This window comes from Pseudomonas cremoris, from assembly GCF_014230465.1.
In genome coordinates this window covers 488,528-515,424 of sequence record NZ_JAAXCY010000004.1, presented here as the reverse complement: position 1 = coordinate 515,424, position 26,897 = coordinate 488,528, and the positions used below count along the sequence as shown (strand labels likewise).

The window sequence follows — 26,897 nt, the reverse complement described above, 5'->3', positions numbered from 1 at the left end:
CATAGAAACGACCTACAGAGCCTTCTTATGGTACGACCGTTCCGTTAAGCTTTTGCCCTTGTCGCGCACTGCCACAGTGCCAAGGCTTACCGGATGGAATGGATGCTAAACAGTAACTTGCTCAGAAAGCTCGACATGCAGGACTTGATGGTATTTATCGCCGTCTACGACCAGAGCAGCGTTACCGAAGTGTCCGAAACGTTGTTCGTCAGCCAGTCCACCGTGAGCTACAGCTTGAAGAAGCTGCGCACCAGCTTCGAAGACGAGTTGTTTATCAACACGCGGGCGGGCATGCGCCCGACGTACAAGGCCACCACCATGTATGGCCATGTGCAGAAGATCCTCGAAAGCATCAACCTGTGCCACGCCGGCGGCCAGGCATTCGACCCGACGCAAAAGGCCGTGACCTTCAATGTGTGTGCCCCGGAATATTTCGAGCAACTGATCCTGCCGCGCCTACTGAAGAACTTCGACCGCGCCGACTTACCGGTGATCGTCAATGTGCAAAAGCTGGAAACCGATATCCCCGCCGACGACCTGCGTGAGGGCCGTCTCGACCTGGTGATCTGCTTCGGCCCGAACTTCCACCGCGCCCACAAAGACTTCAAGACCCAGATGCTGTTGGAGGACGATTTAGTCTGTGTGTTCGACAAACGCTCAGCCCCTCGGGAACCGGCATTCAGCCTGCAATCCTTCGTCGAACGGCGCCACGTGTTCCCTACGCCGTGGACCTCCGACACCAACATGATCGACGGCTGGCTCACACGTCAGGGTCACAAGCGCCAGGTCATCGCTCGCGCCAACAGCTATGGCGCGGCGTTGAAGATGATCACCGCCACCGACTTCATCGTCACCCTGCCCCGCCGCGTGCAAAAGCTGCTGGCGCCCGCGTCGACATTTGGCCACTGCGAAGCGCCCAACGGACTGCCGGGCTTTACCTTGGATATGCAGTGGAATGAAACCAGCGAACAGGACAGCGCCAATACCTGGTTTCGTGAGCAGGTGGTCAAGGTGTGCGCGGATCAGGGGTTATTGTAGTGAGCGGGCTTGTCCCGCGCTGGGGGGCGAAGCCGCCCTAAAACCAAACGCCGCATTCTGTCAGACAGAATGCGGCGTTTTTATTGGGGCGGCTTCGCCCCCCAGCGCGGGACAAGCCCGCTCACTACAACAGCCCGTTCACCACATGATGCTCCGGGACGGCAAAGGTCAGCCGATGGCGACTTTGCTGTAGGAGTCGCGATCAATGTCCAGCAACTCGACACTCAATTGCACCTGCACGCCTTCCGGCCATGGGCCAAGGTCCTGCACCACGGCCAGCAGGCTTTCCGATAGCTGCTGTTTGATCTGTGACGAACGCCCACTGAGCAACGCCAGACGCACCGCAACAAACCCACGCTCGTTCAGGCCGGTGCCGACACGGAAGCTCTCGACCTTGAGCGCACGGCTCTTGATATCAAACTCGGCGCCGAACTGACCGGAAGCCACCAGTGCGTGGTTCAGGCGCAACAGGGCCTTGTCGGTGTCCAGTTGCGTCAGGTTGGCGGTGTATTCCAAGTGCAGGTGCGGCATGGGTTTCTCCAAGTTTTTTGTAGGAAGATTCTTAGGTATATCACGAGGCATCACGCCTCAGGCGTGAAAGCTCTGTCAGTCAGGGTTTGGCCGCCAATCCTCGATCACTCATGAACGCTTCCAGCCGCGAACGCACCCAGCGCTCGGCGGGGTCAGTGTCCACGTGACTGAGCCAGACCATGGACAAATCCAAGGTTGGCGTTTCGAACGGAAACGGCTCGCAAAACAACTGGCCCGACACCGCCATGGCCTCGGCGGTGTAGTCCGGCAAGCTGGCAATCAGGTCCGTCCCGGCCAGCAACGCCGGCAGCGCGCTGTACTGCGGCACCGACAGCACCACCTGGCGCTTGCGGCCGATTTCCGCCAGCCACTCATCGGCAAACCCTGACACGTTGGCGGTGTGGGACACCAGCACGTGGGGCCGTGAGCAGTACTCGTCGAGGGTCAGCGGCGTGTCCGAAGGGTCTGCCCGCAGGATGCGCGGGTGGATATGGCGCAACAGCTTGCGCTTGGCGTTGGCCGGCAGGCCTCGGGTCTGGGTAATGCCCACGGTGATGTCACCGGAGGCGAGCAGATCGGGAATGCGCCAATAGTCGACATGCTGCACCACAAACACCACCGACGGTGCTTCCCGGCGCAAGGTGCGCAGCAGGGGTGGCAGCAGGCCAAATTCAACGTCATCGGACAATCCGATACGGAAGGTCATGGTGCTGATGGACGGGTCGAAATCGTGGGTCAGGCTCAGGGCCGACGACAGTGAATCCAGAGCGGGCGACAGATGCTGGATGATTTCCTCGGCACGCGCCGTGGGCTCCATGCGGTGGCCTACGCGAATAAACAGCGGATCATTAAACAAGGTGCGCAATCGGTTGAGGGCCGAGCTGATGGTCGGCTGCCCCAGAAACAGCTTCTCGGCCACCCGTGTCACATTGCGCTCCAGCATCAGCGCTTCGAACACCACCATCAGGTTGATGTCAGCCTTGCGTAATTCATTGCGATTCATCGGCGCCTGCCCCTTCCCCAAGACAAGCCGCAGTTTAGAAAGCCCGCGGGGCTGCGTCTATGTGCACACTGTTCATCCGGTGGCTTTGGGACTATAAATCAGCTCTTGAAGGTCGCAGGAACACTACTGTGCTGGTCATTATTGCCTTGGCCGTTGTCGTGGCCGGGTTCTGTCTCTGGGTTGTCCAATTCATCGCCACGCCCACCGTGAGGACGCTGCTGCGCGTGTTTATCGGTTTATGCCTGGCGGCGGTGATCGCGTTTCTGGTGCTGGCCGCGGGTTTTCCGACTTCGTTACTGGTGTAACCCCCCTTTGATTGCTTCTGGAATGGATGCCCCGCTGTGATAAAAAAACTCTGCCTGGCCTCGCTGGTGCTGATCGCCAGCTGTGCGCCGTATCAACACTATGCGGCGCCTGTCCAAGGTCCGCGTGCGCAAATCAAAAGCGAGCTGTACACGCCAAACAGCTACAACTACTTGCTGTCTGTAGGTGTATCCACCGACACCGACTGCCGCCTGGGACGGCAGGCGGCTCGGGGCAAGGAGACCGAATTGTTCTCCGTTTACAACGCCACGCCTCGCCCCCAGGGCTTTCAAGAGATTGCCGCCAACACCCCACTGCACCTGGTGCTGCAAGGCTCAGCGAGCGCCGGCCGCGTGTGTACCCTTGAATTCATCACTGAGTTCGCCGCGAATGGGCGTTACCTGCTCAAAGGCGGGATGCTTGAAAATGGCGGGCTCTGCCGGATCGAAGTGGTCAACGCCGACACGGGCGCTTCGCTCGCTCAATTCGAAACACCGACCCAAGTACCGCCCGCTTCCACGGAGTCCTATTCCTGGAGGCAATTGATGGACCAAAAAGGCTGCTATCTCCCCTCTTCTGACAAGGATCGCCAACCATGAAATTTGCCTACACCATCATCTACGTGCCCGACGTGGCCGCCTCCCTGGCGTTTTTCGAAAAGGCCTTCGGTTTCAGTCGCCGTTTCCTGCATGAGTCCGGCACCTATGGCGAATTGGAAACCGGCGATACCACGCTGTCGTTTGCTGCCCATGAGTTGGGCGAGATGAATTTCAAGGGTGGCCACGTTGAAGCGCACACCTCCCGGCAGCCGCTAGGCATGGAAGTGGGGTTCGTGACTGAAGATGTGCTGGTCGCCCATGCAAAAGCACTGGCAAACGGCGCGACGCAATTGTCGGCACCGAGTGCCAAGCCGTGGGGCCAAGTGGTGTCTTATGTGCGTTGCCCGGACGGGACGCTGGTGGAGCTTTGCACGCCAATCCAAGGCTGACACAAAACTAATGTGGGAGCGGGCTTGTGTGGGAGCGGGCTTGCTCGCGAAAGCGGAGTGCCAGTCAACAGATATATTGGCTGACCCACCGCATTCGCGAGCAAGCCCGCTCCCACATTTGATCTTCGCAGCCTCATGAATCAGGGTTTGAGCGGGCGCTCCTGGTCCCGCTCAGACAGTTCGGTCCCATCATCGGGATGCTTCCAAGTTTGCGGTTTCTCTTCCTCGTGCCGCTTTGGTTGCTCAGGCTTCGTCTCATCCCGCCGCTTCTGTTGGTCAGTCATTGCCACCTCCCATCCGTAAGAATTGGTCACAGTTCAAGCATAGATCAGGGCCGATAGTTTGACCGGAACCGATGATTGATAGCCTGTGCGCATCAATACATCCAAATAACTCACTTATCATTTCTAAATGTGTCAGCCACTATCCGCGGTCTTAAGCGAAACAAGCACTTTAAAAAGAACGCTGGAGACACAAAACCATGACTAGCCCTACCCGGCCCGACTCTGCCCGCTCGAAAGTTGGTGCGGTATTCCGCGTTACTTCGGGCAACTTCCTCGAACAGTTCGACTTCTTTCTGTTCGGTTTCTACGCCACCTATATTGCTGCCGCGTTCTTCCCCGCCGCTAATGAGTTTGCGTCATTAATGATGACCTTCGCCGTGTTCGGCGCGGGCTTCTTGATGCGTCCGTTGGGCGCGATCATTTTGGGTGCCTATATCGATGACGTTGGTCGTCGCAAAGGCCTGATCGTGACACTGTCGATCATGGCCAGCGGCACGCTGCTGATCGTGTTGGTGCCCGGTTATCACACCATTGGCCTGTGGGCCCCGGCGCTGGTGCTGTTGGGCCGCTTGCTGCAAGGCTTCTCGGCCGGCGCGGAACTGGGCGGTGTCTCGGTCTACCTCGCCGAAATGGCCACCCCCGGCCGCAAGGGTTTCTACACCAGCTGGCAATCGGGCAGCCAACAGATCTCCATCGTGGTCGCCGCCGCTCTGGGTTATGGCCTGAACGTGTGGATGGAACCCGCCGTGGTCGCCGATTGGGGCTGGCGTATTCCGTTCGCCATTGGCTGCGTGATCATCCCGTTCATCTTCATCCTGCGTCGTAACCTGCAGGAAACCGAAGAGTTCGCCAACCGCAAACATCGCCCGACCATGCGCGAAGTGCTGGCTACCCTGGTGAAAAACTGGACCGTGGTGATCGGCGGCATGCTGATGGTGGCCATGACCACCACTGCGTTCTACCTGATCACTGTGTACGCCCCGACCTTCGGCAAGACCGTGCTGCAGCTGAGCACCTCCGATGCCCTGCTGGTGACTTTGCTGGTAGCGGTGTCGAACTTTGTCTGGCTGCCGATCGGCGGCACCCTCAGTGACCGCTTCGGCCGCAAGCCGGTGCTGATCGCCATGACCGCCCTGACCGTGATCACCGCCTACCCGGCGCTGTCGTTCGTGGTCAACGCGCCAAGCTTCGCCCATATGCTGGAAACCCTGCTGTGGTTCTCCTTCCTGTATGGCATGTACAACGGCGCGATGATCCCAGCCCTCACCGAGATCATGCCGGTAGAAGTACGCGTGGCCGGTTTCTCCCTGGCCTACAGCTTGGCGACCGCGATCTTCGGTGGCTTCACCCCGGCGATCTCCACCTGGTTTATTCACATCACCGAAGACAAGGCCTCACCGGCGTACTGGATGATGTTTGCCGCAGCGTGCGCCCTGTGCTCGACCTTGGCGCTGTATCGCCGCGCCAGTACCCGTGGGCAGGTGATCCGGGAGGCGGTGTGATGATGCCTCTGTTCAAGACCCTGACGGCCCTGGCCCTCGGCGCACTGGCGCTGACGGCCCAGGCCGAAGAGCTGAAGGTGATGACCTCCGGTGGCTTTACTGCCGCTTATAAATTGCTGGGCCCGCAGTATGCCCAGCACAGCGGCGACACCTTGGACACAATCCTCGGCCCATCGATGGGCAAGGCGCCGGAAGCGATTCCCAACCGCCTGGCCCGTGGTGAACACGCCGACGTGGTGATCATGGTCGGCTACGCCCTGGATGACTTGATCAAACAAGGCAAAGTCGACAAGGCGTCCCGCGTGGAATTGGCGGACTCGCGCATCGGCCTGGTGGTGAAGGCAGGCGCAGCCAAACCGGCCATCGGTACCGATGCAGAACTCAAGGCCGTGCTGAGCAAGGCCAAGTCCGTGGCGTATTCGGACAGTGCCAGCGGCGTGTATGTCGAGAAGGAGTTGTTCAAGAAACTCGGCATGCCCGCCAAAGGCACCATGATCGAACGCATCCCGGTGGCCGAGCAGGTCGCCAAGGGTGACTACGAAGTGGGCTTGCAGCAGGTGGCGGAACTGCTGCCGGTAAAGGGCGTGACCTACGTCGGTAAGATCCCGGAAGACGTGCAATCAGTGACGCGCTTTGCGGCGGGCATTCCGGTGAACGCCGAACACCCTGAGCAGGCCAAGGCGCTGTTGCAGTACCTGGCCTCGCCCGAGGCGCAACCGGTGGTGCAAGCCACCGGCCTGGACTCGGTGTCACGCTGATCGGAACGGCATCTCTCGCACCAGTCGCTCCAACTCCAACGCCGCCGGCGGCAATGTCCGCCCGCGGCGTTTTATCAAGCCCACATTGCGCATCACCTGCGGCTCCACCAGCGGCACACTCACCAGGATCGGGTGCGTGCCGGCCGGCATCGCAATCGAGGGCACCATCGCCACACCCAGGCCCGCCTCCACCAGCCCGATCATCGTGGTCACGTGGTGCGTTTCGCAGATACTCGGTTTTTTCACCCTCACGCCGCGCAAGGCCTGGTCCAACAGGAAGCGGTTGCCCGAGGTCTTGTCCACGGTGATGTAGTCGTGCTCGTAGGCTTCGGCCCACGGTACGCTCTCGCGCCCGGCCAGCGGGTGATCACGACGACAGGCCAGCACATAGCGCTCCTGCAGCAGCAGTTCGAACTCCACTTCATCGGCCAGGCTGCCGCTGAAACTCACGCCAAAATCCGCCTCGCCGCTTTCCACCGCGTTGCACACCTCACCGGCACTGGCATCCAGCACCCGCAGGCGAATTTTCGGGTACAGCTTGTGGAACTCGGAGATCACGTGGGGCATGAAGTAGTACGCCGTGGACGGCACACAGGCGATGGTGACGTTGCCCATGCGCGTGGAGGCGACGTTGCTGATGCCCATCAGCGCCACGTCGAGGTCGTCGAGCATGCGCTCCACTTGCGGCAGGAACGCGCGTCCAACCATGGTCAGGCTGACCCGCCGCGTAGTGCGTTCGAACAGCTTGACGTCGAGGGCAGACTCAAGCTTTTCGATACGCCGGCTGAGGGCGGGCTGCGAAATACGGATGGCCTCGGCAGCCCCGCGAAAACTGCCCTTGTCTACCACGGCGCGGAAGGCTTGGAGGTCGTTGAGGTCGAAGTTGATGATCACGAGGATGGGCCAGGGTGGTCGATTTGGGGAGCATTATCGTACGAATGCGCCGGCAACAGTCCTACGTGCATTTAAAAAACACCCTCACCTGCGTAGTCTGCATGCCAAACCCAATCGACTGAGCGATCAATGACCACCGCATCCAATAACAAAAAACCAATGCGCCTATGGCGACTGGGGGCCTGCCTCCTGGGCGCTCCTTGCATCGCCGCCCTCGGTTTCTTTGCCTGGCAAAGTTTCTATCCCGTGAGTGCGGCGGCCGGTTGGAGTGTCCAGGTAGTCCATCGCGACGTGGCGAAAGCGGCATCGTTGATGCCGTTGTCGGACGGGTCGCTGGTGGTTAGCCAAGAGCTCGACAAGGGTAAGGGCAGCATCGTGCGCATCCACCCCGACGGCTCGCGTGAGGTGCTGGTGGCTGACCTGTCCAAACCCGACGGCATCGTGCCAACCCGTGGTGGCTGGGTGTTCAGCCAGGAGTCCGATGGCTTGCCCGTCAGCTTCTATAAGGACGGCGTGGTCACCGAACTGTTCAAGGGTGACAGCGTGCAAGGCCTGTGGGTTGAGGGCGACGATCTCTACGCCATCGAAGACCGCAAGCCGGCCGGGCGCTTGCTGCGTTATCGCTGGAGCGATCAGTCCCTGACGGTGTTACGCGACCAGGTGCAGGAAGGCGAAGCCATCGTGCGTTGCACCGACGGACGCCTGCTCTACAACGAGAAGAAAAAAGGTGTGGTGCGTGAGCTGTCCGCCGACGGCAGCGACCCGGTGGTGCTGAGCAATCTGAACCAGCCGACCTTTCTGATGTGCGACGAGCGCGGGCTGTGGGTCAATGAAGATGCCACGCACCGCGCGCGGTTGTTGCTGATTGATAAACAGGGGCGCCAGAAGACCGTTCTCTCCTTCCTCAAAGCCCCCCAGTCGATTGTGCCAACCGGACATGGGACTTATCTGCTGGCCGAGGGTGGGAGAAGTCGCGTGCTGGAACTGACGCCGGAATAACCTCAGGCCTTAGGGCGCTCTCTCGTTTGGTAGGCGACACCCTACGAGAGCACGTCGTCCGCACGCGCAAGAACGTTAAGAGATGCAACCGGGAAACGAGATGTCATAAATATCAATAAGTTATTTGAGCCATTCACGAGCACAACACCGGCGAGCGACAATACTGGGAAGGTCAAAACCTCACCTGCGTATGCAACCCTTTTATGTTCCCAGGGCCAATTATGCGCAGCGATGACGGAAATGCCTTTGTGGAAGATTTCTTTGATAGCCACAGGCATAGAAAAACATAACCGGTTGCAATTCCTCCTGCTTGCGTAAGTCCCAACACGGGACTAGGATTTCCTCATGAGAATTATCGCGATCAGCCAACTCAAGTCGTTTTGGCAGAAATACCCTGATTCCGAACAACCATTGCTCGCCTGGATAGATGAAGCAAGGAACGCCGACTGGTCAACCCCGACAGATATCAAAGAGCAGTTTCGCAGCGCCAGCATTCTCAAGAGCCGGAGGGTTGTCTTCAACATCAAGGGCAACGACTACCGGCTCGTGGTCGCAGTGGCTTACCGTTACGGCGCTCTCTATATTAAGTTCGTCGGCACACATAAGCAGTACGACACGATAGACGCCGATACCGTTGAAACGGAGTAACCATGAAGATCCGACCTATCCACACTGAGCAGGACTACCAAGACGTACTCAAGTCTGTTTCCCCGCTATTCGACAATGAGCCCGAGCCCGGCACACCAGAAGGTGACTATTTTGATGTGATGATCACTTTGATCGAGGCCTATGAAGCGAAGCACTTCCCCGTTGACCTTCCTACTCCGATCGATGCCATTCGTTTCAGGATGGAACAATCGGGACTATCGGCAGCCGATCTAGTGCCCGCAATTGGTCGTCAAAATCGGGTTTATGAAGTGCTGAATGGGAAACGCGCACTGACATTGCCAATGATCTGGAAGTTGCATGAAATGTTTGGAATTCCGGCCGAAAGCCTGATAAGGCCGGTGAAACATGCGTGAAGGCAATTGCAGGTTGATCAAGCAGACCACGACAAAAAAGCCCGCCAAATATCGAGCTAGACAGGCTTTTTTTCGCGTGAATCCTTAAGCAGTTATCTGACTGGGCTAGAAAGCGCTTACTGGCAAGTCCCACCCTTGTGATGCGACCCTGTTCCGCCCACTGGATGCGTGCCTTTCGGACATCCCATTGCAAGCATCGGGCTAACAGCCAACACCACCAGCAAGCCCAGCAACGACAGCTTTCGCATAATATCCCTCCGTGACCATCACGACGAATGATAGCACAAAGATATCACACCTTTTACAACGCATATCGCCTTGTTACTTCACCCAGGCCTGCGGTCCACCGAAAAACGCCTGCGCATTACTGTCCAGCGTTTCCAGGTGGTAACCACCTTCCTGCACGATCACACACGGCAGTCCCAGGCCACGAATGCAGTCCCCCAGCCGCGCAAACCCTTCACGCGTCACCGCGACTTTGCTTTGCGGGTCCAGCTCGTAGATGTCGAAGCCCAGGGACAGCACCAGCACATCCGCCGAAAATTCCTTGACCGCCGCCAGGGCTTGTTCAAGTTTTTCGAAAAACAACGCCTCGCTGGCACCGTGGGGCATTGGCAGGTTGAGGTTGAAGCCTTCACCGCCGGCGTTTCCGCGCTCGTCGGCAAAACCGGCAACACCGGGGTAAAAGTTAGTGGGGTCGCCGTGGATCGAGACGTAGAGCACGTCGTCGCGGTCGTAGAAGATTTCCTGGATGCCCTGGCCGTGGTGCATGTCGGTGTCGAGCACGGCAACGCGCTGGAGGCCTTCACGCAGCACCTGTGCCGCTACTGCAGCGTTATTGATGTAGCAGAAACCACCGGCCGAATCGAAGCGCGCGTGGTGGCCCGGAGGACGACAGAGTGCATAGGCGGCGGGAGCGCCATCGAGGATGTCCTTGGCAGCGGCGACGGCGCTTTGGGCCGACCAGTAGGCCGAGCGCCAGGTGAGTTCGCCGATGGGGCAACTGCCATCGGCCAGGTAGCGCGCAGCCTGGGCAAGAATGCCGCGCAAGGCATTGGGCTCACGCACGAAGATGTTGGACATGACTTCATCGCCCCAGTCTTCGGGGACTTCCTTCCAGCGTTGATGCGCTTCTTCAAGGAAGGCTAGGTAAGGCTCACCGTGTACGGCCAGTAACGGTTCAAGGCCATGGTCCTGAGGTTGCTGGATCTCGAAGCCCAGGCTTTGCGCCGCCAGCAACAGATTGCGGGCACGCTCGGGGACTTCCTGGGGGGTGCGCATCTGTCCGCGTGAGTAGTAGCTGCGCGGGTGATGCAAGAGTTGTTCGGGGTGGAAAAACGTACGCATGGAATTCTCCTTACTGAACCTGGCCGGCGCGCTGCAGCACGGCGTTGAGCAATACATCGGTGCCCTGGCGCACGTCCTCGGGTAGCACGTCTTCAGCTTCGTTGTGGCTGAGGCCGCCGACGCAAGGGATGAAGATCATTGCGGTCGGGCAATAGCGCGCCAGGTGGATGGCATCGTGGCCGGCGCCGCTGACAATGGATTGCTGGCTGTAGCCAAGCGCGTCCACCGAGGCTTGCACGCAGGCGACACAATCTGCATCAAACGGCGTGGCTGGGCTGATCCAATGGGGGCTAATGGTGACACTCAGGCCACGTCTCTCGGCGATGGCCTGCAAACGCGCCCGTACTTGCTGCTCCATGGCGTCAATGTCGGCATCGCGGTGGTGGCGCAAGTCGACAGTGAAGTTCAGTAGCCCTGGAATGGTATTGCGCGACGACTTGGCAATGTTCAATTCACCGACGGTGGTGAGGCCTTCGGGAGCGAAATCCGCGGCGAGGTTTTCCAGGGCCTGGATCATTGTTGCAGCGCCATACAGCGCATCCTTGCGCAGCGGCATTGGCGTCGTTCCCGCATGGGCGGCCATGCCTTCGACGCGCACGTCCAACCAACGAATCGCTTGGCCGCCGGTAACCACGCCGATGCTCTTGGCGTTGTCTTCCAGGATCGGGCCCTGCTCGATATGCGCTTCGAAATACGCATACACCGCGCCACCCAACGGGCGCGAACCGTTATAGCCGGTAGCACGCAACGCCTCGGCCACGCTGATACCATCGCTATCCGCCGTGGCCAGGGCCTTGTCCAGCGCCAGGCTGCCTGTAAACACTGCCGAGCCGAGCATCGCCGGGGTAAAGCGCGCGCCTTCCTCGTTGGTCCACACTGCAATTTCCAGCGGCTTGCGGGTCTGGATGCCATGGTCATCAAGGCTGCGAATCACCTCCAGGCCAGCCAGTACGCCGTACACACCGTCAAAACGCCCGCCCTCGGGTTGGGTATCCAGATGGCTGCCCATCATCACCGGAGCGGCGTCGCTCTCGGTACCGGCGCGGCGGGCAAACAGGTTGCCGACGGCATCCACGCTCAGGGTCAGCCCGGCAGCTGTGCACCAGTGGCTGAACAGTTCACGACCGGCCTGGTCTTCGGCGCTCAAGGCCAATCGGCAACTGCCACCGCGCGCGGTCGCGCCGATCTCGGCCATGGCCATCAAGCTGGCCCACAGACGCTCTCCATTGATCTTCAACATTGTGCAATCTCCCTCAAACACTGTGTGCCATCTCAAGACGATGAGCCGTGGCGTGACGACGCGACAACGCCAATACACACACCAGCGAGACCGCCGCGATCAGGCTGTAGAACACTGCCATCGGCCACCACTGGCCCTGGCATTCATGGGCTAGCCACGTGCCGATCAATGGCGTGAGGCCACCGGCCAAGGCGCCGCATACCTGGTAGGCCAGGGAGATCGCGGTATACCGCACACGGGTTTCAAACAAGCCGCTGACAAAACCTGCGATCACCGCATAAAACGACGCCATGCACACCACCGCCAGGGCGATCCCCAGGATGATCAACGGCGCTTGGCCGCTGCTGACCAATACAAACATTGGGTACGGCGAAGCCATGGCCAGCACGGTCATGGCGCACAGGAAACGTGTCGCGCCGACCTTCTCGGCCACCCAGGCGGCCAGCGGCTGGACACAGAATTGGATGATGGCGACGACGAACAGGCACTCCAAAATCAGCGAGCGCGGTAGGCCCAGTTGCTGAGTGCTGTAGGCAATCATGAAGGTGTTGGTGAAATACACGCCGGCGATGCCCAGGGTATTGGCGCCGATGCACAACAGCAGTGGGCGCCATGCGGTTCGCAGCACCTCAATGACTGGTGCCTGGTCTTTTTTGATCGCACGCGCCTTTTCGGCCTGGGCTTTGTCTTCTAGGAATTCAGGCGACTCGTTCACGCCCAGGCGAATCGCCAGGCCGACAACCAACAGCAACGCACTGGCCAGGAATGGAACACGCCAGCCCCAACTCAGCAGGTCTTCTTCCGGCAAACGGGTGACCGCGCTGAACGCCAGCAGCGACAGGATCAAGCCCGCCGGGCTGCCCAGTTGGGCAAAAGAGGCAAAGAAGTTACGGCGCCCTTTCGGCGCATGCTCGCCGGCCATCAACACGGCTCCGCCCCACTCGCCACCCACCGCGATGCCTTGCACCACACGCAGCAGGATCAACAGCACCGGTGCCGCGACACCGATCTGCGCATAGGTGGGCAGCAGGCCGATGCACACCGTGACCACGCCCATCATCACCAGCGTGATGACCAGGGATTTCTTGCGCCCGATGCGGTCGCCAATATGCCCGAACACAATGCCGCCCAACGGCCGCGCAAAGAAGCCCACGGCAAATGTGCCGAACGCGGCCATGGTGCTAAACAGTTTGTCTTCGGAGGGGAAAAACAGCTGGCCGAATACCAGCGCAGCGGCGGTGGCATAGATGTAAAAGTCGTACCACTCGATCATGGTGCCGATAAAAGCGGCGGCCGCGGCACGGCGTGGCTGCGGCGAAGCGGAAGGCTTCATGGGGCAGGCTCCTTTGGTTATTTTTTTGGCAGGAGAAAAGTCGAACGCATGCGCTCTGTTGGCGCTTGTTGGGAGTGATTTTTTGTCGCGGGGCTATGATTAGTCAATTTTCTATTTATTATTCGAATTATAACGACAGCTTATTATCGAGCCACTCCATGTCCGAAGCCCGCCGCGATATCCACCCTCTGCTCAACGATCGCCTGGACTGGAACCTGCTGCGCACCTTCCGCGCGATCGGCCAGGAACTGAGCATCAGCCGCGCCGCCGCCCGCCTGCACTTGACCCAACCGGCTATCAGCCAGGCCCTCAAGCGCCTGGAAGAACAACTCGACTGCCAGCTCATCGCCCGCCGTGGCCCGCGCTTTGTGCTGACCGAGGCCGGCGAGCAAATCTTCGCCATCGCCGGCGAGATGTATGGCCAGGTCTCCCAGATGAGCAACGCCTTGCAAAAACCCGGCGATGAAGTGATCGGCAAAGTGCGCTTGCTGATGATCAGCCGGATCAATTCGGACACCTTCGATGACTTCCTCACGGGTTTTCACCGCGCACATCCTCGGGTCGACCTGGAAGTCGAAGTCATGCGCAGCTCGGACATCGTCGCCGCCCTTCTGGAAAAAACCGCGACCCTGGGTCTGAGCCTCAATCGGCGCCCACAGCCGCGCCTGGAACAGCACCTGTTCCTGCGCCAGCGCTACGCGTTTTTCTGTGGCCGGCACCATCCATTGTTTGGCCGCACCGGTTTGGCAGAGGGTGATTTGCAATCAGAAAACTTCGTGAGTTTCACCAGCGACCAGATCGGCGGGATGCTCTCGCCGTTGACGATCTTTCGCGATCAACAAGGGTTTAGCGGGCGTATTGTGGCGTCGTCGTCCAGCCTGGAAGAAGTGCGACGCTTGGTGATCGCCGGGTTCGGCCTGGGCTGCCTGCCGATCCATGTGGTCGCGGAGGATGTGAAGAACGGGCTCCTCTGGCGGCTACCGCCGGATGAGGGAATCGCGGACGTGGACATTCATCTGCTGTGGAATCGTGAGCAAAAGATGAGCCGGGCGGAGACGGTGTTTATCGAAAGCCTGACGGGACGGCTGGGGAGCTGACGTGGCGACCAAAATGCTCCTGTAATGAGCGGGCTTGTCGAATCGTCGCGCCGCCCGCGCGGGGTTGCGAAGCCGCCCTAAAACCTACTACCACAGCGAGCCTGATACACCGCGACGGTCTTGTTGGGGCGGCTTCGCCACCCAGCGCGGGACAAGCCCGCTCACTACATAATCGGGCCTGACGCAATACAATTGGCGCACTTTGCAAGTCACTTGGCGCCTTCCTGCTAGTGTAGGAACACCCTGCATAGACCATCCTTCGTGCACTGGCTAATTCAGCCGTCCCACACGAAGAGGTGTTCACATGTCCAAGATCTGGTTTATCACCGGCAGTTCCCGTGGCCTTGGCCGCGCCATCACCGAGGCCGTATTGCGCGCGGGTGATCGTGTGGTTGCCACTGCTCGCAATCCGCGCCAATTGGATGATTTGGTTGCCGAGTATGGCGCTGCGGTCTACCCCGTGCAGTTGGACGTGACCGATAACCAACAGGTCGAGAATGCGGTCACAGCGGCGGTGGCACACTTCGGCGGCCTGGATGTGGTGGTCAACAATGCGGGCTATGGTGACTTGGCGTCGGTAGAAGACGTGACGCTGGAGGATTTCAAGGCCCAGATCGATACCAACTTTTATGGCGTGGTACACGTGAGCAAGGCCGTATTGCCGGTGCTGCGCGCACAGGGCAGCGGGCACATCTTTCAGGTATCGTCCTTGGGCGGACGTATTGGCATGGCGGGCCTCGCCGCCTATCAGAGCGCCAAATGGGCCGTCGGCGGTTTTTCGACAGTGCTGGCGCAAGAAGTAAACCCGCTGGGGGTTCAAGTGACGGTGTTGGAGCCGGGCGGCATGAGGACTGATTGGTCGGGGGCTTCCATGACCATCCCGCCGATCAGCGAGCCCTACCAGCAAAGCGTTGGTGCCCTGGTTGAGCTGCTCAATTCCCCTGGCATTCTACCGACCGGCCCGGCTCGGGTTGCCGAGATCGTACTGGAGTTGGCGCTCAATAAAGACGCGCCCCTGCGCCTGCTGATCGGTAGCGATGCCGTGCAATACGCAGCCAAGGCCGCAGAAGACCTGGCTGCCTCCGACAAGAAATGGCATGACCTTAGCGTGTCGGCCTCTGACTGATTTGATTGCTTGAAACAAAAGGTAGCCCATGTCTGACGCACGCCAATCACGCTTCAATATTCCGGATGTTTTTTGGCAAGCCCTGAGAAGCATCGGTCTGGAGCCAGCAGCCGTGTTGCGTCAGGCGCGGCTGCCCGTCACGCTTAACCTGCATGAGCGCCGGGACCGCCGCCAGGTCAGTACCGAGGAGTTTTTCCGCTTGTGGGAGGCGATCGCCACGCTCAATCCGGACCCGGCCGCCGCTATCCAGATGGTGACCCAATTGGATAGCGCTACATTGCCGCCCGCAAGCTTCGTAGCATTTATTGCCCGCGATTTTCGGGATGGCTTGCATCGCCTCGCACGCTTCAAACAACTGTGCACGCTGGAGCGTGTCGGGGTAACAGAAGCAGGCAACACCTGCACAGTCACTGTCGATTGGTTGCGCACCCAGGCGCCACCTCCCACGCTCTTGATCGATGCAGCATTTGCCACGTTTGTTGAACTGGGCAGACGTGGCTCCGGGGTGCACATTCTCCCGCTAAGCATCGAATTGGCGCGACCGGAAAGCGGTCATGATGGATTGGCCGATTTTTTTGGCTGTGCCGTACGTTTCGGCGCCGAGCGCAATGCACTGGTATTTGACGCCGCCGACCTGAGCCGACCCTTTCCCAGCCATAACCCAGAACTGCTCGAGATGTTGAACCCTGCCCTGACTGCCGCATTGGCCGAAGCATCGGCACCGTCCACGATCAGCCTGCAGGTGAAAAGCGCCCTCAAGCGCATCCTCGCCAGCGGTCGACCGGAGATGGCCGAGGTGGCGCGGGAAATGGGCATGAGCGAGCGCACCTTGCAACGGCGCATTACCGAGGAAGGCACCAGCTTCCGCCAACTCATGCTGGAGACTCGCCAGGAAGTAGTACGCCATTTGCTGAGCGAACCGTCGATCGAGATAGAGGAAGTGGCATGCCTGCTCGGGTATGAAGACACCAACTCGTTTTATCGGGCCTTTCGCGCCTGGGAAGGGACGACTCCCGCTCGCTGGCGTGCCTCCCAGATCGATATGTACAAGTGAGCTAAACCATCGTTTTGCAAAGGCTGGCGCTGTACTCCCAACTCCAAACGCGCCTCGAAGTGTCTAGCCCGGCCCATCGCATCGATAGCACTGATGATTACTATCGAAACGAGCGCCTGCTCAATATTCAAGACCGGTTTATATAATCGCCCCCTGACTCCCTCCCCCCGCCTGATTTCAGGCGACATTCATCTTGGAACCCAACACCATGCCAAGTGCCACACAGGCCCCTAGCGGCCGTCCCGAACATAATCAACAGAGTGTCAAACAGCAGTGGCTGGCGATTCTCTCGGTCGCGGTGGGTGCCTTCGCCTTGGTGACCAGCGAGTTCCTGCCGGTGGGCGTCCTCAACGACGTCGCCAGCGACCTGGGCATCAGTGCCGGTCACGCCGGCCTGATGGTCACCCTGCCTGGCATCATGGCCGCCCTCGCCGCCCCCTTGCTGTCGGTGAGTATCGGCGCCATGGACCGCCGCTACCTGCTGATCGGCCTGACGCTGATCATGATCATCGCCAACTCGGTCGTAGCGTTTGCCAGCGACTTCAGCCTGCTGCTGTTTGGCCGCGTGCTGTTGGGCATCAGTATTGGCGGATTCTGGGCCACGGCCATCGCCCTCAGCGGCCGCCTGGCCCCCAAGGGCGTGGGCGTAGCGAAGGCCACCTCGATCATCATGATGGGCGTAACCCTGGCCACCGTACTGGGCGTGCCCGTAGGCACATGGCTCAGTGGCCTGATGGGCTGGCGCATGACCTTCCTCGTCACTGCGCTGGTCGGTGTGCCGGTGTTGCTGGCGCAGGTATTTTTGCTGCCCCGACTCACCCCGGAAAAGGCCATTCTCATCAGTGACCTGCCCGCCCTGTTTATCAACCCACAAGCTCGGGTCGGGTTGATCGCGGTCTTGCTGATTGGCCTGGCGCACTTTGCCGCTTACACCTATGTGGCGCCGTTCTTCAAACAGAGTTCGGGCTTCGATGGGCCAACCATTGGCTCACTGTTGCTGCTTTACGGCGTGGCCGGGGTGATGGGTAATGTGTTTGCCGGTTTCGCCGCCAACCGCAGCGTGCGCCACACCTTGCTGCTGGTCGCGCTGATGATCGGCACCAGCACCGCCCTGTTCCCCTATTTCGCCACCGGCATGACCGGCGCCGCGATGCTGATCGCACTCTGGGGCTTCGCCTTCGGCGCCTTCCCGGCATGCGCCAGTATCTGGATGTTCGTCGTCGCCCCCAAGGACGTCGAACGCGGCATGCCGCTGTTCGTTGCTTTGTTCCAGGTGATCATTGCCTTGGGCTCGTTCTTCGGCGGGCGGATCGTCGACCAGATGGGCAGCGCAGTGCTGTTGAGCTTGGCCACGGCGTTGGTGGGTGCCGGTTTTGTTACGGTGCTGGTGTTGGGGCGCAAGGTGAGTAATAGCCTGGTGGCTCAGACTGCCTAGTTAGACTGCCCCGACTAAAAAGCCTGCTGAGCGTTGAGCTCAGCAGGCTTTTTCATTTCCAGAAATGAGTTATCACGGTTGTAGCCAAGCGTCGTAATGAGAAGTCGCACAATGTCGCGTGCGCACTCAAGCCCCTGAACTAGCCTCGAAAGAGTCGCCGGCATGGCGACGGGCAGCCAAGGAGCTTCTATGCCAACCAGATATCGTGATGCGGTAACAGGGGAATACGTGACAGAGGGTGAGGCGAAAAAAAGGCCGAGGGAAACGGTGAAGGAAACCGATAAAAAGGCACCGTCGAAGCCGAAGGGTAAAAAGTAGGGTTCATGTGGGAAGGTGAAACCGTACGTCCCGATGGCCTTGCCAAAAAGACATCATTGATCCACTGTAATGACATGCGTCATTACAGTGGAGTTATACCATGGCATCCATCAACGTCCGTATCGACGACGATTTAAAAGCTCGCGCCTATCGTGAACTTGAGAAACTCGGCGTCACACCCTCCGAACTGATGCGCCAAGCCCTTCAATACGTGGCAGAACGGGGCCAATTGCCTTTCAAGCCCGTCCTGATGACTGAAGATGACGAAGCCTTGATGGCCACTGTTCGAGAACGCTTGGCATCTCCCCAACGCGTAAAGGTTTCTATTGATGACCTATAGCCTTGATTTCGATGCGCGAGCATTGAAGGAATGGCAAAAACTCGGCGACACCGTCCGCCAGCAACTTAAGAAGAAGTTGGTTGAAGTCCTGAACAATCCGCGCGTTGAAGCTAACCGCCTGCATGGCCTGCCTGACTGCTACAAAGTCAAACTACGTAGCAGCGGTTACAGGCTGGTCTATCAGGTGATAGATCAGGAAATCACTGTGGTTGTGGTCGCCATTGATAAACGAGAGCGTGATCAGGTTTATCGAAAGGCGGCTGAGCGATTGAGCTAGCGCTAGATAGACACACAAAACAAAAAAGCCCCGTAGCTTGTTCAGCTACGGGGCTTTTTCTATGTAATGGCGGAGAGATAGGGATTCGAACCCTAGGTACCGGTGAAGGTACAACGGATTTCGAATCCGTCCCATTCGGCCACTCTGGCATCTCTCCAACGGCGCGCATCATAACAGCGTGATTCAGGAAAGCAAAGCTCGAAACGAGATTTTTTTCCGTGCTATCAGATGCTTGCGTCGATTAAAGCGGTACGCCAAGACGGTTGGCGACTTCTTCGTAGGCTTCGATAACGTCACCGAGGCCCTGGCGGAAGCGGTCTTTGTCCATCTTCTTCTTGGTGTCCTTGTCCCACAGGCGGCAGCCGTCCGGGCTGAACTCGTCGCCCAGGACGATGGAGCCGTCGTGGAACACACCGAATTCCAGCTTGAAGTCCACCAATAGCAGGCCGGCGTCGTCGAACAGCTTGCTCAGCACGTCGTTGACCTTGAGGGACAACTCCTTCATGCGCGCCAGTTGCTCAGCGGTGCCCCAACCGAATGCCACGACGTGGGATTCGTTGATGAACGGGTCGCCCTTGGCGTCGTCCTTCAGGAACAGTTCGAACGTGTAAGGGTTGAGCTTAAGGCCCTCCTCCACGCCCAGACGCTTGACCAGGCTGCCGGCGGCGTAGTTACGCACGACGCACTCGACCGGGATCATGTCCAGCTTCTTGACCAGGCACTCGTTGTCGCCCAGCAGTTTGTCGAATTGGGTCGGAATGCCGGCCTCTTCGAGTTTCTGCATGATGAAGGCGTTGAACTTGTTGTTCACCATGCCCTTGCGGTCCAGCTGTTCGATGCGCTTGCCGTCGAACGCCGAGGTGTCGTTGCGAAACAGCAGGATCAGGCGGTTGGCGTCGTCGGTCTTGTAAACCGACTTGGCTTTGCCGCGGTAGAGTTCTTCACGTTTTTCCATGATGGGCTCCGCTTTGAGTGAGGTGGGCTAGGCGATATGTCGCCAGTCGAGCCCTGAATCTTGATCGGCCAGTTGCAGCCAGTCCGGGTCGCACCCTAGGGTGTCGACAAAACATTGCCGGGCAAGCGTCGGCAGGTTGTTCTTGCTGCTCAAGTGGGCCAGGACCAGGTGTTGCAGGTCTTGCCAGCCCAACTCATACACCAGGTACGCCGCCTGGTGGTTGTTCAAATGTCCCAGTTCGCCGCCCACCCGTTGCTTGAGAAAGTACGGGTAATGACCGCGAGCCAGCAGGTCTCGGCAGTGGTTGGACTCGATCATCAATGCATCGAGGTCGCGGTAGCCGTCCAGCACCTTGGAGCAGTAGGAACCCAGGTCGGTGAGCACGCCAAAGCGCCGCTCGCCGTCACTGAACACATATTGCGTCGGCTCCTGGGCGTCGTGCGCCACGGCAATCACATCGATGCTCAATGCGCCGATTTGCAACTGCTCGCCACCGGCCAGGAAACCTGCGGGTTCAATGGGTTTGCGCATCCCGCGCAAGGTGCCGCGACTGAGGTACACCGGAAGATTGTAGCGCCGAGACAGCAAACCCACGCCATGCACGTGGTCGGCATGTTCGTGGGTCACCAGAATCGCGGTCAGCTGCGTGGGGTGAACCCCCAGGCGCAGCAGGCGCCGCTCGGTTTCTTTTAACGAGAAACCACAATCCACCAGCACATACGTGTCGTCATGTGCGACCAGCGTGCCGTTCCCTTGGCTACCGCTGCCGAGAACGGCAAAACGCATCGGATCAGCCCAAGTTGTCCTGAATCACGCCCAACACTTTGCGCGCTGTTTCTGCTGGCGCAACGGTGTTGATGTTCTTCTCGACGGTGACTTGTACGCTTTCGCCAACTTTGCTCAAACGAACCTGGTAACGCTCGGCACGGGTCTCGATCTCTTCCTTGGTCGGCTTGCTGCCGAACAATTTGCCGAAGAAGCCTGGCTCGTCGTCTTTCTTCTCGGCCTTTTCAGCCACGTTGATGTAGTACAGGCCCAGGCTGCGGTTGATGTCTTCAACACGCCACGGGCCTTGCTCCAACGCGCGACCGACGCTGGCCCACGCACGGTCCAGGTCTTCACCCAGGTTCAGCACCACGTTGCCGCTGCCGTCTTCGGTGAGGCTGACTCGGCTTGGGGTGTCGTAATCACGTGCGGCGAGCAGGGAAACGGAACCGCCCTTCTCGGAGATACGACTCATGCTGGCGAGCATTTCGTCGACCAATGCGGAGTCAACACCGGTGTTGACCGAGCGGTTGGTAAAGTCAACATTGGCGGTGCTGCCGGCAGGACGCTCGGCGCTCACCACGTAGACTTCACTGGTGTTGCGCTGCACGCCTGGCTCGATGCGCACACGCACACGGGCCTCGCTGTCAGCGGCTACACCGCTCGCTTGCAGGCGCTTGGCCATGCTGGCCGACAGCTCGCTGCCTTGTTGCCATGCCGTGGTGAACTCGCCGGTCTGCGGACGTTGCTGGTCGATACGGAAACCGTTGTCCTGGAAGAACTGCACCGCCACCGGCCAAACTTCGGCAGGTGGGCGCTGAGCCATGATCCAGCGGTTGTCACCGCTCTTCTGCAGGCTGTAGTCGCTGGCTTCGGCCACGGCCGAGATCGGCTGTGGACGCGGCACTACGTACTCACCCTTGACGGTGTCGTCGGCAACGTTACGCGGGATCGGCAGCAACGGGTCAAGGCGCTTGGCGACATTGACGTCCGGCGGCAGTTGCATCGGTTTGGTTGCTTGGGCTTCCAGGTAATCGCTACCGCGGTCACGGAAGTAGCCTTCCGGGCCCCAGATCCAACCGCAGCCACTGGTGCTGGAGATAATCAAGGCAAGTGCGGAAAGTCCGGCCAATCGCTTCATGCGTAGTGCTTCCTCAATTAAACCAGGACGCCGGACTGGCGCAGGGCCTGTCGCAGCGGTTCGTGACAGGCTTCGCTGAGACGGGTGAGCGGCAGACGGATACCGTCCGGCATCAGGCCCATCTCATACAGCGCCCACTTCACGGGGATAGGGTTGGATTCGATAAACAGTGTCTTGTTGAGCGGCATCAGCTTCTCGTGGATCGCACGGGCGGTCACGGCGTCACCGGCGATGGCGGCAGCGCACAGTTCGCTCATGGCACGCGGAGCCACGTTGGCAGTCACGGAGATGTTGCCTTTGCCGCCCAGCAGGATCAGCTCGACAGCGGTGGCGTCGTCACCGGAGTACACCAGGAAGTCGCTGCTCACACCGGCCAGGATGTCCTTGGCACGTTGCAGGTCGCCGGTGGCTTCCTTGATACCGATGATGTTCGGCACGGTGGACAGGCGAATCACGGTCGCGGCCTGCATGTCGCAAGCAGTACGGCCCGGTACGTTGTAGAGGATCTGCGGGATATCAACGGCTTCGGCGATGGCGCGGAAGTGCTGGTACAAACCTTCCTGGGTCGGCTTGTTGTAGTACGGGGTCACCAGCAGGCAGGCATCGGCGCCGGCCTTCTTGGCGTTCTTGGTCAGCTCGATCGCTTCACGCGTCGAGTTGGCGCCCGTACCGGCGATCACGGCGATACGGCCCGCAACACGCTTGACTACGAATTCGATGACCTGGATGTGTTCTTCCACGTCGAGGGTGGCCGATTCACCTGTGGTGCCGACCGCCACAATGGCGTTGGTGCCTTCTTGCAGGTGGAAGTCCACCAGTTTGCCCAGGCTGTCCCAGTCGAGATGACCTTGTGCATCCATGGGTGTGACCAGTGCCACCATACTGCCCGCAATCATGCAACCGCTCCTGCCGGAAAAAGAGAGCCGTAATGGTACTGGCGCCAAGATGCTTGCACAAGCGAAGTACCGCGTGAGGACGCGTTCTGGCGCAACTAAACGACGGGCAATGCCATCATTGGGCCAAAGCCGGGGTTTTAGCACGGCCAAATCAAGCCGATCACGCAATGAAAACGCCACCTCCTATCCCTTGGCGGCGCTTTTCGCTACCCTTCATGCTTTGATCGATACAGCCTCAACGTATCGACCGCTCATCGCTTTAGGAAGGCTGCATGTCCACCCCCACAGTTCGCGAACAATTCCTTGTTATCAGTGCCCTCGGCGCCAACCCCATGGAGCTGACCAACGTCCTGTGCCGCGCCAGCCATGAAAACCGCTGCGCCGTCGTGACCTCCCGCCTGACCCGCCACGGCGAGTGCAGTGCGCTGGTGCTTCAGATCTCCGGCACCTGGGACGCCTTGGCGCGCCTGGAAACCGGCCTGCCGGGCCTGGCCAAGAAGCATGACTTCACCGTCAACGTGGTACGCAGCGCCGCCTTGGAAAATCGTCCGCAGGCACTGCCCTATGTCGCCTATGTCAGCTCGGCTTACCGTTCGGACATCGTCAACGAGCTGTGCCAGTTCTTCATCGACCATAACGTCGAACTGGAGAACCTGACCTGCGACACCTACCAGGCCCCGCAAACTGGCGGCACCATGCTCAATGCCACGTTCACCGTGACCTTGCCGGCCGGCGTGCAGATCAGTTGGCTGCGCGACCAGTTCCTGGACTTTGCCGATGCCTTGAACCTCGACGCCCTGATCGAGCCTTGGCGCCCACAGAACCCGATGTAAGGAAGACCCCATGGCAGTTGTCATCGACAAACCTGTAGCCGATTTCGAAGCCCAGGCCACCAGCGGCCAGACCTTCAGCCTCGCGGCCCTCAAGGGCAAGCAAGTGGTGATCTACTTCTATCCGAAAGACAGCACGCCGGGCTGCACCACCGAAGGCCAGGGCTTTCGTGATCAGTACGAAGCATTCAAGGCCGCCAACACCGAGGTGTTTGGCGTATCGCGCGACAGCGTGAAGTCTCATGAGAACTTCAAGGGCAAGCAGGAATTCCCTTTCGAACTGATCAGCGACAAGGACGAGGCAGTCTGCCAGCTGTTTGACGTGATCAAGCTGAAGAAGCTGTACGGCAAGGAATACCTGGGCGTGGATCGCAGCACGTTCCTGATCGACAAGGACGGCGTACTGCGTCAGGAATGGCGTGGTGTGAAAGTGCCTGGCCACGTGGATGCCGTTTTGGCGGCAGCGCAGGCATTGAACAACGCCTGACACGCGGGCATGTAGTGAGCGGGCCTGCCCCGCTCACTACAACAATGGCGCGACCACCGGTTCCTGTCGTGGCCACGCATCCAGCACCGCCTTGAACAGTGTCGCCAAGGGGATTGCAAAGAACACTCCCCAGAACCCCCATAGCCCGCCGAACAACAACACCGCACAGATGATCGCCACCGGGTGCAGGTTTACTGCTTCCGAAAACAACAGCGGTACCAGTACGTTGCCATCCAGGGTCTGGATGATGCCGTACACCGCCATCAGGTAGATGAACTGGTCGCTCCAGCCCCATTGGAACAGCGCGATCAACATCACCGGCACCGTCACCACCACCGCACCTACGTACGGCACCACTACCGACAGGCCCACCAACAAGGCGAGCAGGGCCGCGTAGTTCAGGTCCAGGGCAACAAAGGCAATGTAGGTGACGCCGCCGCAGATGATGATCTCGATGACCTTGCCACGTATGTAGTTCGCGATCTGCCGGTTCATCTCCTCAGCCACCCGAGTAATCAACGCCCGTTCACGCGGAAGGTACCCACGCACCCAGCGGCCGATCATGGCGCGGTCCTTGAGGAAGAAGAACACCAGGATCGGTACCAGCACCAGGTAGATCATGATGTTGACCAACAGCGGAAGGCTGGACAGGGAAAAGGTCAGCGCCCATTGCCCGAACTTTCCTATCTCACCGCGCGCCACTTCGATGGCTTGCAACACTTGCTCATCCGACACCAGGTGCGGGTAACGCTCCGGTAACAACAGCAACAACGACTGCCACTTGGCGAGCATGCCCGGCAACTCGTTGAACAGCGTGATCAGTTGGTGCCACAACAACGGCAACACCACCACGATGAACAGCACCAGCAACCCCATGAACAAGGCGAACACCAACCCCACCGCCGCCCCACCCGGCAAGCGCAAACGCTCAAGAGTCGTGACCAACCCTTGCATCAGGTAAGCCAGCACCATCCCCGCCAGCACCGGCGCCAGCATGCCACCCAAGGTAAGTACGGCCGTGAAGGCCAGAAACAGCAGGACCGCCAGCACCACAGCTTCTTCGTCGGAGAAGTAGCGCTGGATCCAGTCTCGTAACACTTTGAACATCAATCAACCTCGGGTGGTGGGGGCAAACGGTTCAGGCCTTGCGCAACCAGTAACGGTACACTCCGGCGGCGTCTTCTTCGTGCAACAGAGTATGCCCGGCCAACTTGGCAAAGGTTCGGAAATCCCGCTGGGAACCTGCATCCGTGGCGATGACCTTGAGCACTGCGCCACTGGCTAGACGATTGAGCTCCAGCTTGGCCTTGAGCAACGGCAACGGGCAATTGAGGCCGCTGGCGTCAAGTTCGGCATCGAAGGCTACAGCGTCGGTCATGGTTTTACTCCGGGCAAGCGTTTGGGCTGCTTAGAATATCTGGTCCGAAGCTCAGTGTCCGGCTACAGTAAGCTCTTTGTCGAAAGGCTCTGTGCATGACTTTTTTGCGCCCTACCCTGCTGACGCTGGCTTGCCTGCTGGCCTCCCCAGGCTTCGCTGACGACCTGCCGTCACTTGGCGACGCCAGTTCTGCCATTGTCTCGCCACAACAGGAATATCAACTGGGCCGCGCATGGCTGGCCTACCTGCGGGGCCAGGTCTCGCAGCTCAATGACCCGCAGCTCAAGGATTACGTTGAAACCAGCGTGTACAAGCTGGTAGAGACCAGTCAGGTCAATGACCGGCGCCTGGAGTTCATCCTGATCAACAGCCCGCAACTGAACGCCTTTGCTGCGCCTGGCGGGATTGTCGGGGTCAACGGCGGCCTGTTCCTCAACGCGCAGACCGAAGGCGAGTACGCTTCGGTACTGGCCCACGAGTTGGCGCACTTGTCTCAACGCCACTTCGCCCGTGGTGTGGAAGCGCAACAGCGCATGCAGATCCCGATGATGGCCGCCCTACTCGGCGGCATCATTGCTGCAGCGGCAGGTGCAGGTGATGCCGGTATCGCCGCGATCGCCGGCACTCAAGCGGCGGCGATCCAGGAACAGCGCCGTTTCTCTCGCCAGAACGAACAAGAAGCTGACCGTATCGGCATCCTTAATCTGGAAAAAGCCGGCTACGACCCGCGCTCAATGCCGACCATGTTCGAGCGTTTGATGCGTCAATACCGCTTCGACGCCAAGCCACCGGAATTCCTGCTGACGCACCCGGTCACCGAATCACGGATCGCCGACACCCGTAACCGCGCTGAACAAGCCAAGCCAGGCGGCAAGGAAGACAGTTTGCGCTATCAACTGATTCGCGCGCGGGTGCAGTTGCAATACGAAGACACCCCTGGCCTCGCCGCCAAGCGCTTCCAGGCGCAACTGGACGAAAACCCAAAAAACGACGTGGCGCGCTATGGGCTGGCAATCGCCCAGATCAAAGGCTCCCAATTCAAGGAGGCACGTGAAAACCTCGCGCCCCTGCTGGCCAAGGCGCCCACGGACATTACCTATAACCTCGCGCAGATCCAACTGGACATCGATAACAACCGCTTGCCCGACGCCCAGCAACGCACCGACAAGATGCTCACCCAGTACCCCGGCAACTATCCGCTGAACCAAGTACGTGTAGACCTGCTGCTCAAGCAGAACCGCACTGCCGATGCAGAAAAGGCTTTGGACGCGCTGCTCAAGTCTCGCCCGGATGATCCTGACGTGTGGTACCAGGTCGCTGAGACGCGCGGCTTGTCTGGCAACATCATCGGCCTTCATCAAGCCCGTGCCGAATATTTCGCCTTGGTCGGCGACTTCCAGCAGGCCATCCAACAGCTGGACTTTGCCAAGCGCCGAGCTGGCAGCAACTTCCCACTGTCGTCGCGCATTGACGCTCGGCAGCGTGAACTGATCGAACAGGAACGCCTGGTGAAAGGGATGATGAGCTAAAGCCATCACCCACAAAAAAGCCCCACC

General features: G+C 59.5%; 30 protein-coding genes and 1 tRNA gene. 18 read left to right on the top strand and 13 right to left on the bottom strand.

Annotation, left to right across the window (positions count from 1 at the left end; all coding sequences use genetic code 11):
* Nucleotides 1–102 precede the first annotated feature (102 nt).
* Nucleotides 103–1,038, top strand: a complete 936-nt coding sequence (locus tag HF257_RS12355) for a LysR family transcriptional regulator (RefSeq protein WP_185709423.1) — start codon at nucleotides 103–105, stop codon at nucleotides 1,036–1,038.
* A gap of 168 nt (nucleotides 1,039–1,206) precedes the next feature.
* Here the strand turns inward: HF257_RS12355 and HF257_RS12350 are convergent, their stop codons facing one another.
* Both HF257_RS12350 and HF257_RS12345 read right to left on the bottom strand, forming a co-directional pair.
* Nucleotides 1,207–1,569 carry a 5-carboxymethyl-2-hydroxymuconate Delta-isomerase gene (locus HF257_RS12350; RefSeq protein WP_185709424.1) on the bottom strand — a complete coding sequence of 121 codons (363 nt, stop codon included), beginning with the start codon at nucleotides 1,567–1,569 and terminating at the stop codon, nucleotides 1,207–1,209.
* Nucleotides 1,570–1,648: 79 nt separating this feature from the next.
* A complete protein-coding gene (locus HF257_RS12345) occupies nucleotides 1,649–2,572 on the bottom strand; it encodes a LysR family transcriptional regulator (protein WP_185709425.1) in 924 nt (307 codons plus the stop codon).
* A gap of 128 nt (nucleotides 2,573–2,700) precedes the next feature.
* On the opposite strand from HF257_RS12345, the gene HF257_RS12340 reads away from it, so the two are divergent.
* The 5 genes from HF257_RS12340 (at nucleotide 2,701) to HF257_RS12320 (ending at nucleotide 6,407) form a co-directional block, all read left to right on the top strand.
* Nucleotides 2,701–2,877 carry a hypothetical protein gene (locus tag HF257_RS12340; protein WP_185709426.1) on the top strand — a complete coding sequence of 59 codons (177 nt, stop codon included), beginning with the start codon at nucleotides 2,701–2,703 and terminating at the stop codon, nucleotides 2,875–2,877.
* Nucleotides 2,878–2,913: 36 nt separating this feature from the next.
* Complete coding sequence (locus HF257_RS12335; RefSeq protein WP_185709427.1) at nucleotides 2,914–3,474, top strand: hypothetical protein; 561 nt, start codon at nucleotides 2,914–2,916, stop codon at nucleotides 3,472–3,474.
* The gene (locus HF257_RS12330; protein WP_185709428.1) at nucleotides 3,471–3,863 is read left to right on the top strand and encodes a VOC family protein; all 393 of its coding nucleotides are present in this window, start codon (nucleotides 3,471–3,473) and stop codon (nucleotides 3,861–3,863) included. Before HF257_RS12335 ends, HF257_RS12330 begins: the two co-directional genes overlap by 4 nt.
* A gap of 481 nt (nucleotides 3,864–4,344) precedes the next feature.
* Nucleotides 4,345–5,649, top strand: coding sequence for an MFS transporter (gene tcuC / locus HF257_RS12325; RefSeq protein WP_185709429.1), 1,305 nt, complete (start codon nucleotides 4,345–4,347; stop codon nucleotides 5,647–5,649).
* Complete coding sequence (locus tag HF257_RS12320) at nucleotides 5,649–6,407, top strand: substrate-binding domain-containing protein (RefSeq protein ID WP_185709430.1); 759 nt, start codon at nucleotides 5,649–5,651, stop codon at nucleotides 6,405–6,407. Before tcuC ends, HF257_RS12320 begins: the two co-directional genes overlap by 1 nt.
* On the opposite strand, the gene HF257_RS12315 is transcribed toward HF257_RS12320, so the two are convergent.
* Entirely contained in the window at nucleotides 6,399–7,301 is a 903-nt protein-coding gene (locus HF257_RS12315) for a LysR family transcriptional regulator (RefSeq protein WP_185709431.1), read from the bottom strand. The genes HF257_RS12320 and HF257_RS12315 overlap by 9 nt on opposite strands.
* A 159-nt stretch (nucleotides 7,302–7,460) precedes the next feature.
* On the opposite strand from HF257_RS12315, the gene HF257_RS12310 reads away from it, so the two are divergent.
* The 3 genes from HF257_RS12310 (at nucleotide 7,461) to HF257_RS12300 (ending at nucleotide 9,322) form a co-directional block, all read left to right on the top strand.
* Entirely contained in the window at nucleotides 7,461–8,300 is an 840-nt protein-coding gene (locus tag HF257_RS12310; RefSeq protein WP_185709508.1) for a hypothetical protein, read from the top strand.
* Between the two features lie 345 nt (nucleotides 8,301–8,645).
* Nucleotides 8,646–8,948: a type II toxin-antitoxin system HigB family toxin gene (locus HF257_RS12305; RefSeq protein WP_185709432.1), complete on the top strand. Its 303-nt coding sequence runs from the start codon at nucleotides 8,646–8,648 to the stop codon at nucleotides 8,946–8,948.
* A 2-nt stretch (nucleotides 8,949–8,950) separates the two neighbouring features.
* Nucleotides 8,951–9,322: a helix-turn-helix domain-containing protein gene (locus tag HF257_RS12300; RefSeq protein ID WP_185709433.1), complete on the top strand. Its 372-nt coding sequence runs from the start codon at nucleotides 8,951–8,953 to the stop codon at nucleotides 9,320–9,322.
* Between the two features lie 321 nt (nucleotides 9,323–9,643).
* Here the strand turns inward: HF257_RS12300 and HF257_RS12295 are convergent, their stop codons facing one another.
* The 3 genes from HF257_RS12295 to HF257_RS12285 are packed head-to-tail and all read right to left on the bottom strand — an operon-like array spanning nucleotide 9,644 to nucleotide 13,242.
* Nucleotides 9,644–10,669, bottom strand: coding sequence for a histone deacetylase family protein (locus HF257_RS12295; RefSeq protein WP_185709434.1), 1,026 nt, complete (start codon nucleotides 10,667–10,669; stop codon nucleotides 9,644–9,646).
* Nucleotides 10,670–10,679: 10 nt separating this feature from the next.
* A complete protein-coding gene (locus HF257_RS12290) occupies nucleotides 10,680–11,909 on the bottom strand; it encodes a Zn-dependent hydrolase (protein ID WP_185709435.1) in 1,230 nt (409 codons plus the stop codon).
* Between the two features lie 13 nt (nucleotides 11,910–11,922).
* The gene (locus HF257_RS12285) at nucleotides 11,923–13,242 is read right to left on the bottom strand and encodes an MFS transporter (protein ID WP_185709436.1); all 1,320 of its coding nucleotides are present in this window, start codon (nucleotides 13,240–13,242) and stop codon (nucleotides 11,923–11,925) included.
* 158 nt (nucleotides 13,243–13,400) lie between these two features.
* Here HF257_RS12285 and HF257_RS12280 point away from each other — a divergent pair, with 158 nt between their 5' ends.
* The 6 genes from HF257_RS12280 to HF257_RS12255 all read left to right on the top strand — a co-directional run bounded on the left by HF257_RS12280 (nucleotide 13,401) and on the right by HF257_RS12255 (nucleotide 18,889).
* Nucleotides 13,401–14,339, top strand: a complete 939-nt coding sequence (locus HF257_RS12280) for a LysR family transcriptional regulator (protein ID WP_185709437.1) — start codon at nucleotides 13,401–13,403, stop codon at nucleotides 14,337–14,339.
* Nucleotides 14,340–14,643: 304 nt separating this feature from the next.
* Nucleotides 14,644–15,465, top strand: coding sequence for an SDR family NAD(P)-dependent oxidoreductase (locus tag HF257_RS12275; RefSeq protein ID WP_185709438.1), 822 nt, complete (start codon nucleotides 14,644–14,646; stop codon nucleotides 15,463–15,465).
* Between the two features lie 28 nt (nucleotides 15,466–15,493).
* The gene (locus HF257_RS12270; protein ID WP_185709439.1) at nucleotides 15,494–16,519 is read left to right on the top strand and encodes an AraC family transcriptional regulator; all 1,026 of its coding nucleotides are present in this window, start codon (nucleotides 15,494–15,496) and stop codon (nucleotides 16,517–16,519) included.
* A 208-nt stretch (nucleotides 16,520–16,727) separates the two neighbouring features.
* Entirely contained in the window at nucleotides 16,728–17,954 is a 1,227-nt protein-coding gene (locus HF257_RS12265) for an MFS transporter (RefSeq protein WP_185709440.1), read from the top strand.
* A gap of 418 nt (nucleotides 17,955–18,372) precedes the next feature.
* Nucleotides 18,373–18,612: a type II toxin-antitoxin system RelB/DinJ family antitoxin gene (locus HF257_RS12260; protein WP_185709441.1), complete on the top strand. Its 240-nt coding sequence runs from the start codon at nucleotides 18,373–18,375 to the stop codon at nucleotides 18,610–18,612.
* Nucleotides 18,602–18,889: a type II toxin-antitoxin system RelE family toxin gene (locus HF257_RS12255; RefSeq protein WP_185709442.1), complete on the top strand. Its 288-nt coding sequence runs from the start codon at nucleotides 18,602–18,604 to the stop codon at nucleotides 18,887–18,889. Before HF257_RS12260 ends, HF257_RS12255 begins: the two co-directional genes overlap by 11 nt.
* Before the next feature lie 67 nt (nucleotides 18,890–18,956).
* Here HF257_RS12255 and HF257_RS12250 read toward each other — a convergent pair.
* The 5 genes from HF257_RS12250 to dapA all read right to left on the bottom strand — a co-directional run bounded on the left by HF257_RS12250 (nucleotide 18,957) and on the right by dapA (nucleotide 22,646).
* A tRNA-Ser gene (locus HF257_RS12250) sits at nucleotides 18,957–19,046 on the bottom strand.
* A gap of 84 nt (nucleotides 19,047–19,130) precedes the next feature.
* Entirely contained in the window at nucleotides 19,131–19,844 is a 714-nt protein-coding gene (purC, locus tag HF257_RS12245; RefSeq protein WP_003172493.1) for a phosphoribosylaminoimidazolesuccinocarboxamide synthase, read from the bottom strand.
* A gap of 27 nt (nucleotides 19,845–19,871) precedes the next feature.
* Nucleotides 19,872–20,630: an MBL fold metallo-hydrolase gene (locus HF257_RS12240; RefSeq protein ID WP_185709443.1), complete on the bottom strand. Its 759-nt coding sequence runs from the start codon at nucleotides 20,628–20,630 to the stop codon at nucleotides 19,872–19,874.
* Between the two features lie 4 nt (nucleotides 20,631–20,634).
* Nucleotides 20,635–21,750 (bottom strand): outer membrane protein assembly factor BamC, encoded by a 1,116-nt coding sequence (bamC, locus tag HF257_RS12235; protein WP_185709444.1) that lies wholly within the window; start codon nucleotides 21,748–21,750, stop codon nucleotides 20,635–20,637.
* 17 nt (nucleotides 21,751–21,767) lie between these two features.
* Nucleotides 21,768–22,646, bottom strand: coding sequence for a 4-hydroxy-tetrahydrodipicolinate synthase (gene dapA / locus HF257_RS12230; protein ID WP_185709445.1), 879 nt, complete (start codon nucleotides 22,644–22,646; stop codon nucleotides 21,768–21,770).
* A 272-nt stretch (nucleotides 22,647–22,918) separates the two neighbouring features.
* Here dapA and HF257_RS12225 point away from each other — a divergent pair, with 272 nt between their 5' ends.
* Nucleotides 22,919–23,479 (top strand): glycine cleavage system protein R, encoded by a 561-nt coding sequence (locus HF257_RS12225; protein WP_003172487.1) that lies wholly within the window; start codon nucleotides 22,919–22,921, stop codon nucleotides 23,477–23,479.
* A gap of 10 nt (nucleotides 23,480–23,489) precedes the next feature.
* Entirely contained in the window at nucleotides 23,490–23,963 is a 474-nt protein-coding gene (locus tag HF257_RS12220) for a peroxiredoxin (RefSeq protein ID WP_185709446.1), read from the top strand.
* A gap of 36 nt (nucleotides 23,964–23,999) precedes the next feature.
* Here HF257_RS12220 and HF257_RS12215 read toward each other — a convergent pair whose 3' ends face one another.
* Nucleotides 24,000–25,070 (bottom strand): AI-2E family transporter, encoded by a 1,071-nt coding sequence (locus tag HF257_RS12215; protein ID WP_185709447.1) that lies wholly within the window; start codon nucleotides 25,068–25,070, stop codon nucleotides 24,000–24,002.
* 31 nt (nucleotides 25,071–25,101) lie between these two features.
* Complete coding sequence (locus tag HF257_RS12210; RefSeq protein WP_010212198.1) at nucleotides 25,102–25,341, bottom strand: sulfurtransferase TusA family protein; 240 nt, start codon at nucleotides 25,339–25,341, stop codon at nucleotides 25,102–25,104.
* Between the two features lie 95 nt (nucleotides 25,342–25,436).
* Here HF257_RS12210 and HF257_RS12205 point away from each other — a divergent pair, with 95 nt between their 5' ends.
* Nucleotides 25,437–26,870 (top strand): M48 family metalloprotease, encoded by a 1,434-nt coding sequence (locus tag HF257_RS12205; RefSeq protein ID WP_185709448.1) that lies wholly within the window; start codon nucleotides 25,437–25,439, stop codon nucleotides 26,868–26,870.
* Nucleotides 26,871–26,897: the final 27 nt, after the last annotated feature.